This is a genomic window from Chloracidobacterium validum (assembly GCF_018304825.1).
Classification (GTDB): Bacteria; Acidobacteriota; Blastocatellia; order Chloracidobacteriales; family Chloracidobacteriaceae; genus Chloracidobacterium; species Chloracidobacterium validum.
In genome coordinates this window covers 1,674,142-1,688,006 of record NZ_CP072648.1, presented here as the reverse complement: position 1 = coordinate 1,688,006, position 13,865 = coordinate 1,674,142, and the positions used below count along the sequence as shown (strand labels likewise).

The 13,865-nt window shown below is 60.8% G+C and carries 13 protein-coding genes; 10 read left to right on the top strand and 3 right to left on the bottom strand.

Annotated features, from left to right (window positions below; translation table 11 throughout):
• The first annotated feature begins 8 nt into the window (after positions 1-8).
• The 6 genes from atpG (at position 9) to J8C06_RS07010 (ending at position 6,258) form a co-directional block, all read left to right on the top strand.
• The gene (atpG, locus tag J8C06_RS07035) at positions 9-911 is read left to right on the top strand and encodes an ATP synthase F1 subunit gamma (protein WP_211428011.1); all 903 of its coding nucleotides are present in this window, start codon (positions 9-11) and stop codon (positions 909-911) included.
• Positions 912-1,003: 92 nt separating this feature from the next.
• Entirely contained in the window at positions 1,004-2,104 is a 1,101-nt protein-coding gene (locus J8C06_RS07030; RefSeq protein WP_246601998.1) for a FecCD family ABC transporter permease, read from the top strand.
• 206 nt (positions 2,105-2,310) lie between these two features.
• Positions 2,311-3,987 (top strand): LIC_10190 family membrane protein, encoded by a 1,677-nt coding sequence (locus J8C06_RS07025; RefSeq protein ID WP_211428010.1) that lies wholly within the window; start codon positions 2,311-2,313, stop codon positions 3,985-3,987.
• Positions 3,988-3,993: 6 nt separating this feature from the next.
• Positions 3,994-4,953 carry a DMT family transporter gene (locus J8C06_RS07020; RefSeq protein ID WP_211428009.1) on the top strand — a complete coding sequence of 320 codons (960 nt, stop codon included), beginning with the start codon at positions 3,994-3,996 and terminating at the stop codon, positions 4,951-4,953.
• A 117-nt stretch (positions 4,954-5,070) separates the two neighbouring features.
• Positions 5,071-5,232: a 50S ribosomal protein L33 gene (rpmG, locus tag J8C06_RS07015; RefSeq protein WP_058866422.1), complete on the top strand. Its 162-nt coding sequence runs from the start codon at positions 5,071-5,073 to the stop codon at positions 5,230-5,232.
• Positions 5,233-5,589: 357 nt separating this feature from the next.
• A complete protein-coding gene (locus tag J8C06_RS07010) occupies positions 5,590-6,258 on the top strand; it encodes an STAS domain-containing protein (protein ID WP_211428008.1) in 669 nt (222 codons plus the stop codon).
• Positions 6,259-6,292: 34 nt separating this feature from the next.
• Here the strand turns inward: J8C06_RS07010 and J8C06_RS07005 are convergent, their stop codons facing one another.
• From J8C06_RS07005 to J8C06_RS06995, 3 genes are read right to left on the bottom strand one after another with little or no spacing between them, the layout of a single operon-like run.
• Complete coding sequence (locus J8C06_RS07005) at positions 6,293-8,230, bottom strand: hypothetical protein (protein ID WP_211428007.1); 1,938 nt, start codon at positions 8,228-8,230, stop codon at positions 6,293-6,295.
• Complete coding sequence (locus J8C06_RS07000) at positions 8,227-8,688, bottom strand: hypothetical protein (protein ID WP_211428006.1); 462 nt, start codon at positions 8,686-8,688, stop codon at positions 8,227-8,229. The genes J8C06_RS07005 and J8C06_RS07000 overlap by 4 nt, the downstream gene beginning before the upstream one ends.
• A gap of 18 nt (positions 8,689-8,706) precedes the next feature.
• Positions 8,707-9,048, bottom strand: a complete 342-nt coding sequence (locus tag J8C06_RS06995; protein WP_211428005.1) for a putative quinol monooxygenase — start codon at positions 9,046-9,048, stop codon at positions 8,707-8,709.
• A 264-nt stretch (positions 9,049-9,312) separates the two neighbouring features.
• Between J8C06_RS06995 and J8C06_RS06990 the strand changes: the two genes are divergently transcribed.
• From J8C06_RS06990 to J8C06_RS06975, 4 genes are all read left to right on the top strand, one after another.
• Positions 9,313-10,494, top strand: a complete 1,182-nt coding sequence (locus J8C06_RS06990; RefSeq protein WP_211428004.1) for an acyl-CoA dehydrogenase — start codon at positions 9,313-9,315, stop codon at positions 10,492-10,494.
• 18 nt (positions 10,495-10,512) lie between these two features.
• Positions 10,513-11,460 carry an NAD(P)/FAD-dependent oxidoreductase gene (locus J8C06_RS06985; protein ID WP_211428003.1) on the top strand — a complete coding sequence of 316 codons (948 nt, stop codon included), beginning with the start codon at positions 10,513-10,515 and terminating at the stop codon, positions 11,458-11,460.
• Positions 11,461-11,542: 82 nt separating this feature from the next.
• Positions 11,543-12,973 carry an alpha-amylase family glycosyl hydrolase gene (locus J8C06_RS06980; protein ID WP_211428002.1) on the top strand — a complete coding sequence of 477 codons (1,431 nt, stop codon included), beginning with the start codon at positions 11,543-11,545 and terminating at the stop codon, positions 12,971-12,973.
• Between the two features lie 4 nt (positions 12,974-12,977).
• Entirely contained in the window at positions 12,978-13,808 is an 831-nt protein-coding gene (locus J8C06_RS06975) for a methyltransferase domain-containing protein (RefSeq protein WP_211428001.1), read from the top strand.
• Positions 13,809-13,865 lie beyond the last annotated feature (57 nt).

Below are 13,865 nucleotides of genomic sequence, written 5' to 3'. Positions count from 1 at the left end.
AGGTTTCCATGCCGAATTTGCAGGGCGTGCGACGGCGCATCAAAGCCGTCAAGAACATGCGCCAAATTACCAAGTCATACAAACTTGTCTCGGCGTCGAAGCTCCGCCGCGCGCAGGAGCGGGTGACGGCAACTCGTCCCTATGCGCGCAAGATACGGGAAGTGCTGCATAACCTTTCCGCGACCGTGACGGATTTCACCAGTCCGCTGATGGAAGAACGGACGGGGAACCGTACGCTGTTGGTTCTCATGACGGCCGACAAGGGACTGTGTGGCGCTTTCAACGCTAATCTCATTCGCTCCGTGCAGCAATACATTGCCGACCACCCCAGTGAACGCATCGAGTTGATTACCGTTGGGCGCAAGGGGCGGGATTTCTTTCGCCGGCGAACGGTGCCGATCCGCAAGGAGTATATCAACGTCACGGCGAAAACCTTTGGTTATGATGTTGCCGTGAGTATCGCCCAAGACATCATGGACATCTACGAAGGTGTGGCGACCGAGGAAGACGTGCTGGCGGCGCGTCCTGACCGGGTGTTGCTGGTCTATGCCGAGTTCCGGTCGGCTATTTCCCAGGTCGTTCGGATCGAGCCACTCCTGCCGGTTGGCAAGCCGGCCGCCGGGCCGTCTGACGCCGCTGATGCGCCGGCCGCCGGCCCAGATTACATCTATGAACAGCCACCGGCGGAAATTCTTGGACGCCTGCTGCCGCGCTTTGTGGAAACCTGCATCTTTCAAGCCTTGCTGGAGTCGGTGGCGTCCGAGCATGGCGCGCGTATGGCGGCGATGGATTCCGCCAGCCGGAATGCCGGTGAAGTCATTGCCAACCTGACGCTGACCATGAACCGCATCCGTCAGGCGGCCATCACGAATGAAATCATCGAGGTGGTGAGCGGCGCGGCGGCGCTGTAGAGGGCTACCGTCCGTCGTTGAGTCGGGCTTGGCCCCACCTAAAGCAAGGAAGTCGGTGCGGACGGCTTCGGCTAACGTTGGTGTATGTGGCGATGCCGGCCGTCGTACCGGGCGTCGGTGATGGGCTTGAACCGGCTAGCGCGCTATTCCCGCCTATGCTCACCTCCAATCGCTTGGTATCGCGCACATTGTTCTTCACGCTGGCGCTTGGACTCCTGGCGGCGGCGGTTGTGTTCGGCGTGGCGATTGGCAGTGTGCCGTTGCCGCCGTCGTCCGTTCTTGCCGTCTTGGTCGGTAAGTTGTTTCCATGGCTTGGCGTAGGGGACTTCACGCCGACCGAGGAAGCGATTGTCTGGGCCATGCGCTTGCCGCGCGTGCTGGTGGCGGCGCTGGTCGGGGCGGCCCTGGCCGTTGCCGGGGCGCAAATGCAGGGTTTGTTTCGGAATCCGCTCGCGTCGCCGGATATTGTCGGCACAAGCGCCGGTGGCGCATTAGGCGCGGTCATTGCCATTTCGGCCGGTTTGGCGGCCCAGTCGCCGTTTTATATTCCGCTCTTTTCTTTTGTGGGCAGTGCCCTGGCGCTCACGGCCGTTTACGCCCTGACGGCGCGCGCCGGGCGCGCACCGGTCACGACCTTACTTCTGGCCGGCGTTGCGATTGGGGCCTTGTGTGGAGCGTTCACCGCCTTGGTGGTGTCGCTGGCGTGGAAGCGGTGGGAAGTAGCTCAGGAAATCTCTTTTTGGTTGATGGGGGGCTTTGACAGCCGCACTTGGCTGCATGTGCGGCTGTTAGTTCCTTGCTTTCTCTTTGGTCTCGGCGTGGCGCTGACCTATGCGCCAGAACTAGATGTGATGTCTCTCGGTGATGAGGACGCGCGGGCGCTCGGCGTCGAAACCCGGCGGGCAACCTGGGTCGTTCTGCTGTCCGCGGCGCTGTTGACCGGCGCTGCCGTGGCCGTTGGCGGCATCATCGGTTTTGTTGGTTTGATCATTCCCCATGCCGTCCGGTTGCTGGTTGGTCCACGTCATCGGGCGCTGATTCCGGCCTGTGCCTTGGTCGGCGCGGCATTCCTGGTCGGTGCCGACTTGCTGGCGCGGACAATCAATCGTCCAGAAGAAGTTCGGCTGGGTATTGTGACCGCCATCATCGGCGCTCCTTACTTTTTACGGCTTTTGCTGCGTCCGACCGGCTAGCGCGTCTGAAAAGCATCGGGCCGCCAAAAAACCGCTTGTTGTTGCCCTTCGGGTTGTCGGGTCTCCGCTGTTTCCGTGAGTCAGGGCTGTCTCAAGAATTCCTGGGGTGGCAGAGGCTCACGACTCTACCCTTTTGAAAGCGCGCCTTGGGCAATTTGTGAACACGAAGCCCTGTGCCTTCGCGCGCTTTGGGTTAACATCGCGCCATGCTCATCACGTTAGCCATCTGGGTTGTTGTTGCCGGGCTTGCCGGCGTGATTGGCGCGGGCTACTTCTCGATGACGTCAGGCTCAAGCCCGGCGGAGCGGCTGGTTGTGAACCTATGGCTGGGCGCTGGCATTCTGTCTAACGGTTGGTTGACCGTGGCGCTGTGGCTTCCGCTTTCTCCGGTGACAGCCATTCTGACGGCGGCCGTGTTGCTTGGCGTCATCATCCAAACGAAGCCCTTTCGACTGCGCGTCGCCACGTTGGGGCGTGACCTCGCGCCGGACGCTTGGACGTTAGCGCTTGCGGTTGGCCTTGCTTCTATCGTTGCAGCCGTTGTCGCGGTGGCGCCGGTGACGCTGATTGACACCGGCATCTACCACTATCCGGCAGCGCGGTGGCTGGCCGAATACGGCGTTGTCAAGGGGACGGCCTTGCTCGATGTTCAGCTTGGCTACGCCTCATCGTGGTTCGCGCTCTTTGCGCCCTGTTTGCACGGCGGCATGAAGACCCGCGCCGCGGCCCTTGGGAGTGGTTTGGCGTTGGCGCTTTGGCTGTCCAGCGCCGGATTCGCCGGTCTGCGGATTTACCGGGGCGACGGACAGCCCACCGATTGGTTCCTGGTATGGGCGACCGTCCTGGGCGTCGGGGCAGTGAGCACGCTAGACGGGTTGTTGGCGTCGTCGTCGCCAGACGTGCCAACGGCGGCGCTCATCATCACGATTGCCTGGGTACTCCTTGGTCAGCGGCCGGCGGCGGAACCCAGGTCAGGCTGGACAGCCGCGGCCTTGGCGGCCGTTGCCCTGAGCATCAAGCTCACTGCCGCACCCGTGCTGGTCGTCGCCGGCTGGCTCGCTTGGCGGGCATCTGGGTGGAAATGGAAGACCGCACTGAGCCTGGCGGTCATGGTCATCGGCTTGCTCCTGCCAGTAACCGTGGTGCGCGCGATGGCGTCGGGCCATCCGTTTTTTCCATCAAAGCTGTGCGCGTTGCCGGTCGCGTGGCGCTATGACATGAACCCCTGGCAAATGGCAGACGGCACCCCCCGCGAACTGACCGTAGCGATTCGTGACCAAGCCCGCTGGGATTGGGGCGCGCTGGCCTCGCCGCGCTATAGCCAAGGACCACTCGATGGGCTGCTTGATTGGCGTTGGCTGCCGGCATGGCCATCTCACGAACCGGTTGCCGCTGGGCTGTTAGCCGCCAGCGTCGTCGCAACCTTGGCAATGCTGTTGGGCCGTCGCCAGTCAGTTGTCGGGTGGGGCTGGGTACTGGGGTTGGGATGGTTCGGAAGCGCCTACGTGCTCCTGCAAGCGCCTTCGCTCCGGTTTGGGGTCGGGTATTTCGTCATCCCGCCGGCGCTCGGGTTGGCGTACTTTTCAACCCACTTACCGCGCTGGGTTCCGGCGCTGCTAGGCGCTGGACTGGTAACGTTGCTGCCATTTCCGGCCAGTGTGCCACTCTGGCGTCCGCCGCGCCTGACCCCAACACCGGTGTCTATCCAGCAGGTCAACGGCATGCGGCTCTATCAGCCCGTGCCGCAACCTGGCATATTCCCACGTTGTGGCGACAGTCCTTTGCCGTGCGGCTCGAACATCGCTCCCACCGTCCGTCTGCGCGATCCCCGGCGCGGGGTCGCGGCTGGCTTCATCCGTGGGCGGCCGTCGGGAAGGGAATAGTTGGGTATGGAAACCTGGACGCTCCACCGCTGGGCATTGCTGGGTCTCGTCCTGGCCAATGCCATTTGGGGCAGTACGTTTGTCGTCGCGCAAGACGTCACCAATCCGGCGCACCCAACGAGTCTCGCGCCAATGCGCTACATCATGGTGCGGTTTGGTCTTGCCGTTGGTTTCATGCTGCTTATTTGGGGTTGGCGGTTACGGCACATCCCGGCTGAAACCGTTGGGCATGGCGTCCGGCTAGGGATTTTTTTAGGGCTTGGGTACGTTTTGCAGGCGCAGGGTCTGGCCTGGAGTGGCAGTCCATCCAAGGCCGCCTTCATTACTGGATCGAGCGTGCTGCTCGTGCCGTTGTTTGGGGCGTGGTTTGGAAAACAACGCCCCACCGCCGCAAATCTGATTGGCTTGGTCATTGCTTTCGTTGGTTTCACACTGTTGTGCTTTCCCGATGACCAGGCACGTGGCTGGCGGTGGAGCGACGCCGTGTCGTTCGGTTGCACCGTGCCGTTTGCTATCCACATTGTCCTTATGGAACGCTACGCCGAGCGGTCCGATGTGGACACGCTCAATATCGTCCAGCTTGGTGTCTCCGTGCTGGTAGCCGCCGCCGGATGGCTGTCTCTGGCCGGATGGGCTGCCCTTGGGTTGCCGGTGCCACCAGTCCTGGCCCCAGAGTTGCGCCCGCTGTCGCTGACAGGGCGCCAAGCGTGGGAACTACTCTACTTGGTCATTTTTGGCACGATGATTTGCTACCGGTTGCAGACTTGGGCGCAGCGGCACGTATCCGCGACGCAGACGGCACTGACGTTGACGTTGGAGCCGGTCTTTGCCGCGCTGATTGCCTTTGGCGTTGGGGTTGAACGGCTTGGATTGCGTGAACTGGCGGGTGGCACACTGACAATTGCCGGCGTCGTCATCTCCGAGCTTCTCACGACAGCCCATGGGCGAGCGTTGAAAAAGACTTGACCCATGTGGCCAAAATAGCCACACTCGCAGACTTCATTTTTTCTCAGGATTGTTTTGGCTTGGGAACGTGAAGAGCCAACAGAAGCTGAAGAGCCAAGAGAAAGGAAACGTTGAGCCATGGCAAAAGCAAGCAAGCGTATCAATATCAAGTTGCAAAGTTCGGCTAGTTCGCACTGCTACTACACGGAAAAAAACAAGCAAAATACCAATGAGCGCCTTGTCCTGAAGAAGTACGACCCCAAAGTCCGTCGGCATGTGGAATACAAGGAAGCCAAATAACGGTTTTGCCGAATTTGGTTCGTCGGGGGCGTAGGTCAGCCGATTCGCCCCCAGATGGTTGTTCACGCCAGGGTGTCCCACGTTGAGAAGCCAGTTTAACCTGGATCGCTCACCCTCGACCGCCAACGTGGCCTGCTGGCGCAGTTGGGTGCTATCAAGCGCACGGATGGAAAAATGGACTCCAGCGGGTGATTTTTCTGCGCCAAGCCGATGATTTCTCGGTGAAGAGGTTGACGCGCTGCATTACGCAAGGCTACTCTAGGAGCACACAGCCTAGAAACATACAGTGATTCAGTAGGCGAGCTTTTTCAAAAGCCGGGCAGGGTGGCTTGGTTTCGCCCAAGCCGCGTGTGAGACATGAAATCTTCTGAAAACGATGGGGAGCGGGGAGCCGGTCGCCCGCTGGCGCGACGGCCAACTCGCTATCGCTTGGATAAAAAAGTCAATGGCGTCTGCGTCCTGGAAGTCGTCGGACGCCTCGCCCCCAGCACGGCACAGGAGGAATTGACCACGCGCGTGGACGACCTCATTGCGTCGGGCCATGTGAATTTTCTGATTGACCTACGCGGGGTCAGCTACATCAGCAGTACCGGTGTCGGCTCGCTCATCGAGTGCTATCACCATGCGGAACGGGCTGGTGGAAAGCTCAAGCTCTTGAATCCATCCCAAGCAGTGCGCCAGATTCTCACCGTCTCAAAACTCGACAGCGTATTCGACCTATGGACCGATGAAGATGCCGCACTGCTCAGTTTTGGCGCATCCGATGCCGGCACCACCGCGCTGGATGACGACCCACCCACGCTGACCCCCGAAGCGGCACGAGCTTCAGCCAAGGAAACCGCGAAGTCGGCTCCTGCCGGCGCGACTGCCGGCAGCGCTTCGGCGGCGTTGCCAGCCGCCGTTCCCGGCACAACGGCTCCACCCAGCAGCCCGCCACCGACGACGCCGCAAGCCCGGATTGTCAAGGCAGCCGACGCCCCGCCCCTGAAAAAGAGCCGCTCGCGGCGCGCGAAATCTTCCTCTTGATGAAACGGCTGGAAGCAAGTCGGTGACTGAACCCTCAGTTCGAGGCTGAAAGTCCGATCACCGTCCCAAACGCGAGTGAATCACGAATGCGCAGCGCCGTGCGAATGGCCTGTTGTATCTGGGTCGTGGTAGGCGTGGGCGTTTCTCCGGCGGCAAGCTGCTTGAGAAAATTTTCAAAGTAAGTTCGTTGGCTTGCCAACGAGGGCGTCACATCTTCGCGCTCGATTTGTCCGGCGGTCGTTCTGGCGGATAGGCGCTCTTGTTGGCGTTCAGCGCCGAATGAGGCGCTAATCTGGGCGCTGCTTCCATCTGAGAGCGCCAGCATCACGGCCAGCGTGGTTAGGCGCTCCTGATTGACTTCCTGGGCATAAAGCCGTTCAGGAATGCTTCCAGTAAACACCATGGCCATCAAAATGGCTTCAGCCAAGCGAAAGGTCGCATCGGCCGATGGCATCGGTCGGGTATCTTGAAAGTCATATTGCATCCAACTGGGCGTGGCGTTTGTCCGCAGCTTTTTTAGCTCGGCAAAGGCCGGTGTCGCGAGTCGCGCGAAGTTGATCATCAATGGCGCGTCATGCGTCATTGCCAACTGGAACAATGTTTCCAGTTCACTTTCGTCCTCGGTTGGGAGGGTGGTGAGAAAAAGCGGCAGTCGTCCGCGCAGGATGTCACCGGCAAAACGCAGGCCATCTGCCGCGCCACCCATCAGAACGGCATCCGTTCTGCCATCGGAAAGTAGCGGTGATACATCATTCGTGCCATATTCACTGTCGAATGTCTGCGCGAGGCGTTTGGCCGTTTCCGGATGGCCGGCCACGAGTCCGGTGAGACGAACCTGCTTGGCTGGAATGATGTCGCTCAGTGTTTCGTCACTGGTGTCGGTCACAAGCGCCAGCCCAACCGTCCCGGCTAGCTTGGGCCGCGCTCCCCCAACGTCAAAGCGCGTTACCGGATGAGCCTCGACCGAGGTCGGATAGTTCACGACGACGACTTGCCCAGGTGGAGCATCGGCGCGAAACGCCGCGTCCACGGCTGCGTCAATGGCGTCAAAGTCGTGGCCTTCGATGGCTGGGCGGCCGTCGCGTGGGAGGTCATCCGCCAATCGCAAGAAGGCTTCCATCGCCGGAAGTGGAGAGGCGGCGGTGGCCAGTGGATCCTGTTCGCCGCCGCCACCCACCCACGTAAATCGTACCTGCATTTCCTGGGCGCGACAGTGTGACCAAACTGCCGCCGGCAGTGTCGGCAGGCTGGCCACCAGTCGCGCTTGGGGCAAGGCAATGTGTGAAAGCTGGGGCGCGATCCGTTCGGCGATTGCTAAGCTGGTCACAATCAAAGCTGCCAGCCGCCAGTCTGGCTGTGGGGTGGCGTCAAGGTCGTGGAGGTCGCCACCGGACAGGCGGCAGAGTCCGCGAGACAACAGCCCAACCGGATTTTGTCCGCCGACGCCAACCGGCAGCCCCAGGCGCAAGTCGGCTGCTTCGACCGCGCGCCAGGCCATCCCGCCTGGCAGCGCCAGCAGGGCGAGGTCATCCGGCGTGTGGTCGGGCACGGAAATCAAGCGCGCCGCCGACACAAACACCATCGGCGCCGGCAAGTCCTGTCCGTAACCAACCCAGGCAACCCGCTGTCCGACCCGGAAACCGCTGCGCGGCGCAACCGCGGCAATGATGCCGATGCCCCCATACTCAATCGAACGCAGTATGACCTTGCGCGTGACGAACGTTTCATAAGCCTTTTTGAGACCTGACTGCCGAAACGATGACCACACGCGCCGCACCAGACCCGGCTTGGCAGCGGATGCTGGGACGAGGGCCGATGGCGTGGCCTGCGCCTCGGTCGCCGGTAACGCGGCTGCCGCGTGGAGTAGGCAGCCAGTAACGCGAATCACCGCGCCACCCGGCGCCAGGCTCGGTGGCGGAGCTTCAGCATAGGTGAAGGTTCCGGTGCGTGGGTCTTGAACAGGTCGCCTCATGCGTCATCCAGGTTGGCATCGTCCGCATCGGCATCTGCCAGGACCGTCCCCATGTGCTCAACCAAGTAGGCCTGAATTTGGCGCGTGACCTCGCTTGCCTGCAAAGCCTGACGAGTCGGGGCATCGAGTCCCGTCAGGCAGGCTTGGCAAATCTGGATGGTGGGCCGTGTCAGTTGTTTCCCACAGCCGGCGCAGTGTTCCGACAAAAAGCGAATCGTCTCATTGGCAGTGGCTTCCCAACGCGGATTGGCATCGAAGCGATCACTGTCGAGTGCGCTCATCTGCCACACCAGCAGCGCCAGCGTGCCAACTTCGTGCCAACTGTCAGCGTAGCTCCTGGTTGGCTCAAACATGGATGGCGCTTCGAGTGGTCGGCCCGTCACCTCACGAATGGCTTGCAGGAGCGCTTGGCGGTATTTGTAAAGATGCTGCTTGGCAGCATACACCTGGGGATTCACAGTGAACCAGAACGTCTATCAGGGGGTTGGCCGGATTGGTGTCGTTTCGTTGGCTTTGACGGGCTGAATGCTCTGGAGCACATCATATTCAAGTGGGCGCTCAAGAAACTCCTGAGCCGCATCCTGCATGGCTTGAATGAAGGGCGATGCCAAATGGGCGCGAAACGCCTCCAGACTGGACCAGACCTCATAGGAAGTGAAGCGGGTCGGGTCATCAGCGTGAATGTGAAAATCATAGTATTGGCAGTGTGGATGCTGGCGAATAGGGTCAATCAGCGCCGCGACCGCGCCAAGGATGTTGTTTTCAAACCCAGGGCGGGCCTTTAGGTGAACCATGATGGCAACTGGACCGTGGGGCATAATCCACCTCCTTTCAACGCCCAGCTCAAGCAAGCGCCAGCTCAAGCAAGCGTCAGAGGCAGCTATGATGCCGTGAGTGATGAGGCAGGCGCAAGCAAGCAAGAGAGCGTACCTGAAAGTCCCCGTTGGCCCAACCGGCAAGGTCACGCGCCGGCCTTGTGGCGCGTCATCATCGCCGTCCGCAGCTCGGTTTTTGGGGGCTGGCCGTGCTATACAGACAAAACGTTTTTTATCTCACGTTAGGTTTATAGAAGGAGTTCCGCGATGTCTGCTGCTGCCCCTGTTTCGGTTGCGTCCCCAATCTCAGCCCTGACGATGCTTTCGGATGATGAACGTCTGTTTCGAGATAGCGTGGCGGATTTTGCCCGCGAGCGCATTCGTCCCCATGTGGCACGCATGGATGAGGCGGGGATTTTTGAAACCTCACTGCTTGACCAGTGTTTTGAACTGGGGCTGATGGGGGTCGAGATTCCGGTTGAGTATGAGGGTTCAGGTGGCTCGTTTTTCATGGCGGCGCTGGCCGTTGAGGAGCTGGGCAAGGTGGATGCCTCGGCTGCCGTCATCGTGGACGTGCAGAACACCCTCGTCAACAACGCCATCCTGCGCTGGGGAACGCCAGACCAGAAAAAGCACTACCTCCCAAAACTGGCGACGCGGATGCTGGCTTCCTATGCGCTCTCGGAAGCCGGTTCGGGTAGCGATGCGTTCGCCCTGAGTTGCCGCGCTGTGGACAAAGGCGAATGCTGGGAACTGACCGGCCGCAAGCTCTGGATTACCAATGCAGCCGAAGCCGGTCTGTTTATCGTCTTCGCAACGGTCAACCCGGAAGCCGGCTACAAGGGCATCACGGCCTTTTTGGTCGAACGCGACATGCCCGGCTTTTCCGTTGGCAAGAAGGAAAACAAGCTGGGGATTCGGGCGTCTTCGACATGCGAACTGATTCTGGAAGGTTGCCGGGTGCCGAAGTCCAACGTTCTGGGCGAAGTCGGCAAGGGCTACAAGATTGCCATTGAAACGCTGAACGAGGGCCGGATCGGCATCGGCGCACAGATGGTCGGCGTCGCCGCGGGCGCGCTCGAACACGGCATCCGCTACGCCAAGGAGCGGGTGCAATTCGGCAAGCGAATTGCCGACTTCCAAGCCATTCAGCACCAGATTGCCGAACTGGCCACCCACATCGAAGCCGCGCGCTTGATGGTCTATAATGCCGCGCGGTTGCGCGATGCTGGGCAACCTTTTGTCAAGGAAGCCGCAATGACGAAGTGGTTTACGTCTCAAGTGGCGGAAAGCGTGACTTCTCAGGTCGTCGAAATCTTTGGCGGCTATGGTTTCACCAAGGAATACCCGGTCGAAAAGTACTTCCGCGACTCAAAGATTGGGAAAATTTACGAGGGAACCTCGTTCATGCAGCTCAACACCATTGCGAAGCTACTGCTCGCCGATTGAGCGAAACGGACAACGACGATGGCCGAGGGCAGTAACCAGACGGAGCTTCTGATTGTTGGCGGCGGGCCGGCCGGCATTGCCGCCGCCCTGTGGGGCAAGCGGCTTGGGTTGGAGCCGTTGCTGCTGGAAGCCAGCGCCCAGCTTGGCGGTCAGTTGCTTCGCAGCTACAACCGCTCGGTGGACTGCCCTGGTTTTTATGGACTGGTCGGCGCGGACATCGCCGAACGGCTGACCGTTCATCTTTTGCGCGAAGGCGTGCGCTTCAAAACCGATGCGCCAGTCACCAACGTGGACTGTGCCACACGCCGCGCGATCATTGAGGGCGGAGAAGCATTTGTTGGAGACGCCTTGGTTTTGGCGCTTGGCGTCCGCAAACGGTGGCTGGGTGTGCCCGGTGAACGGGAGTTCGTCGGGCGTGGTGTCAGTACTTCCGCCACCCGCGACAAGGAGCGATATGCTGGAAAGCCGGTCATCATTGTTGGGGGCGGAGACGGCGCTTGTGAGGAAGCGCTCATGCTCGATCAAGCCGGCTGTCAGGTGACGTTGGTTCACCGTTCGGCAACGTTTCGCGCGCGGCCGCTCTACCGCGACCGTGTTTTGCAGCATCCGCGCATTCGCGTCATGACGCATACCCGGCTGCTGGCGATTGAAGGTCAAGCTAGCGTCGAGCGCGTTATTACGGAAACATCACGACCAGGCGAATCGCCCTTTCAGACGACGCTTTCAGTCGCGGGTGTTTTCCTCGCGCTCGGGGTTGTCGCCGGTACGGAACTCATTGCCGGACAATTGGCCTGCGATGCTGACGGATACATTCTGACCGACCGCCATGGCGCGACCTCGTGCGCGGGCGTTTGGGCTTGTGGCGATACCACCCGTCCGCTCCTGTCGAGCCTGTCAACCGCTTTTGGCGACGGCGCAACGGTTGCCAAGGCGGCTTTTGACTGGCTGATGCTGCAAAAAGAGTAGCCAGACAAGGGAGATTTTTTTATCGTAGGCGACATCCCCCAAGTAAGTCCCAACCTGATTTGTTGCTGGCCGGTGATGCTTGATGCTGCTCTACGAAATTAACGCTCGCTTGAATGGGCAACGCTTTGCTCAGATACAGGATGCCCAACTTCAGTGGTATGCGTCACTCGGCTTTGACACCCTATGGCTGATGGGCGTTTGGGCGATTGGGCCGGAAGGCGTGGCGATGTCAAAGCGTTACGCGCCCGACTTCGTTGGGTCGCCCTATGCCATCAGTGATTACCATTTCAACCCAGAACTCGGCAGCGAAGAGGACTTCGCCGCGCTGCGCAAGCGGGCCCATCGGCATGGGCTGGCGTTGGTGCTCGACTTCATTCCAAACCACTTTGCCCGAGACACGCCGCTCATCCTGACGCACCCGGAGTATTTCATGCACAGTAACCCGGAGTGGCGTGATGAGTATGGTGATGACTACTACTGGCATCCATCGGGGCGGCGTCTGGCGCATGGCAAAGACCCATACTTTGCCGGCTGGAATGATACGGTTCAGCTTGACTACACCGTTGCCGCGACACGCGCCCACATGCGGGACACGCTAGCGCGGCTGGCCACGCTCTGCGATGGTGTTCGATGCGACATGGCCATGCTGGTCCTGCGCGACCAAATCTACCGCCAGTGGTATCCACGTCTTCCCAAGGAGGTCTTTGACCGGGCAATGCCGGCGGAATTCTGGGATGAAGCGATTGCAGCAGCCAAGCGCGTCAATCCTGATTTCAAAGTCATTGCCGAAGCCTACTGGGACACCGAACTGCATCTTATCTCACTAGGTTTCGACTACGCTTACGACAAGCGATTCCTGGATTGCTTGGTTGCGCATGACGCACCCCAGGCCGTTGCCGAGCGATTGCGTTCGGTATCCGAAGTTTTCCTCAAAAACACCATTCGCTTCGTTGAAAATCATGACGAGGAACGGGCAGCCGCGCGTTTGTCGCCGCTGGCTCACCGCCGAGCGGCTGCCCTGGTGTGCTTGCTGCCGGGCGCCGCCCTCATTCATCAGGGGCAAATGGATGGGATGACGGAAAAGATTCCGGTTCAACGTGTTTGGCCGCTGCATCATCACGAACCCGACCGTGCCTTACGCAGCTACTTTGCCGGCTTGCTGGGGATTGCCCGGCAGCCCATCTTCCGGCAGGGCGACTACTGCCACGCTGAATCCAATCTGCCGCAGGTGGTGAGCTTTTGGCGCGCTGACGAAACGAGCGCAGAACTCCTGCTCGTGCCGATTGGCGATGCCGCGGTCGCTTTGCCCGTCATGCCCTGCGTGACCTTGCCGCCACCGGCCTACCGCATCCGACCGGAGTCGGCACGGCTCCAGGGTGACGCGCTCAATCCCGAACCGCGTCCGCTGCGGGTTATGGCGCGCGATGACTGCTGGCAACTCGACGCTGCCGGCCTGGCGGCCGGTTTTGCCGAAGCGCCATTCGTTCGTATTGCGTTCGAGCGCCAGGAGTAACCCGGTGGATACGCGACTGGCGACATTGTTACCGCGGCTGCGGTGCCCGGTCTGCGCCTCGGTCAGCCTGACGCTTCAGGGTGACCGGCGCGAAGGAGCGTTTGCCTGTGGCCAGTGCAGCGCCCATTTCCCAGTGCGGGATGGTGTTGCTGACTTCCTGCCGAACGGGAATCCAGCCCTGACCTTTGCCCAGTTGACCGGACAGTGGCAGCTCACGGCGACCGTCTATGAGCGGCTCTGGCGAACGCGCGCCTTGTCGCTGCTGTCAGGCGAGAACTTTCCGCCGGAGCGTGAAATCGGTCTGCTGCTCGATGCGCTCGAGCCAACCTTCACCGAAGATGGTTTGTGGCTGGATGCGGCTTGCTCGACAAGTTACTACGGCCGTCCCATCGCCCGGCAGCTCCTCGAGCGCGGGCGTGACGCCTCGCTGGTGGTCGGGATTGACCTTTCCAGGCGGATGCTCGAAGAAGCGCGCGCCTATGCCGTCCGGGAGGGAGTTGCCGAGGCGATGTTTTGGTTGCGGGCTGACATGTCCGCGACACCGCTCAACGATGCCACCGTATTGGGCATCGCGTGCGGTGGTTCGCTCAATGAGTACCGTGACGCACGGTCCGTGCTGAGGGAAGGGCGGCGCGTGTTGCGCCCGGAGGTAGGGCGCTATTTCATCATGAATCAGCTCGACCCACCATTGGTGATCCGGGCGGCATTGTCCGCGATGGGCGGACTGACATTTTTCACCCGCCAACTGCTGAACGACACCCTGGAAACGGCTGGCTTGCGAATCCTGTCGGCGGCGGATTACGGCAAGCTAGCCATCACGGTGCTTACCGCTTGAGTGACGCCACCGCCGCATCCACAGTCCATCCGCTGCGGCCCACTGCTACAGGCTTGG

Bases quoted from the DNA above. Each gene is read 5' to 3' on its own strand.
- J8C06_RS07010 (WP_211428008.1), top strand. From the start codon at position 5,590: ATGAAATCTTCTGAAAACGATGGGGAGCGGGGAGCCGGTCGCCCGCTG.
- J8C06_RS07025 (WP_211428010.1), top strand. From the start codon at position 2,311: ATGCTCATCACGTTAGCCATCTGGGTTGTTGTTGCCGGGCTTGCCGGC.
- rpmG (WP_058866422.1), top strand. From the start codon at position 5,071: ATGGCAAAAGCAAGCAAGCGTATCAATATCAAGTTGCAAAGTTCGGCT.
- J8C06_RS07030 (WP_246601998.1), top strand. From the start codon at position 1,004: ATGCCGGCCGTCGTACCGGGCGTCGGTGATGGGCTTGAACCGGCTAGC.
- J8C06_RS06985 (WP_211428003.1), top strand. From the start codon at position 10,513: ATGGCCGAGGGCAGTAACCAGACGGAGCTTCTGATTGTTGGCGGCGGG.
- J8C06_RS06980 (WP_211428002.1), top strand. From the start codon at position 11,543: ATGCTGCTCTACGAAATTAACGCTCGCTTGAATGGGCAACGCTTTGCT.
- J8C06_RS06990 (WP_211428004.1), top strand. From the start codon at position 9,313: ATGTCTGCTGCTGCCCCTGTTTCGGTTGCGTCCCCAATCTCAGCCCTG.
- J8C06_RS07020 (WP_211428009.1), top strand. From the start codon at position 3,994: ATGGAAACCTGGACGCTCCACCGCTGGGCATTGCTGGGTCTCGTCCTG.
- J8C06_RS06995 (WP_211428005.1), bottom strand. From the start codon at position 9,048: ATGCCCCACGGTCCAGTTGCCATCATGGTTCACCTAAAGGCCCGCCCT.
- atpG (WP_211428011.1), top strand. From the start codon at position 9: ATGCCGAATTTGCAGGGCGTGCGACGGCGCATCAAAGCCGTCAAGAAC.
- J8C06_RS07005 (WP_211428007.1), bottom strand. From the start codon at position 8,230: ATGAGGCGACCTGTTCAAGACCCACGCACCGGAACCTTCACCTATGCT.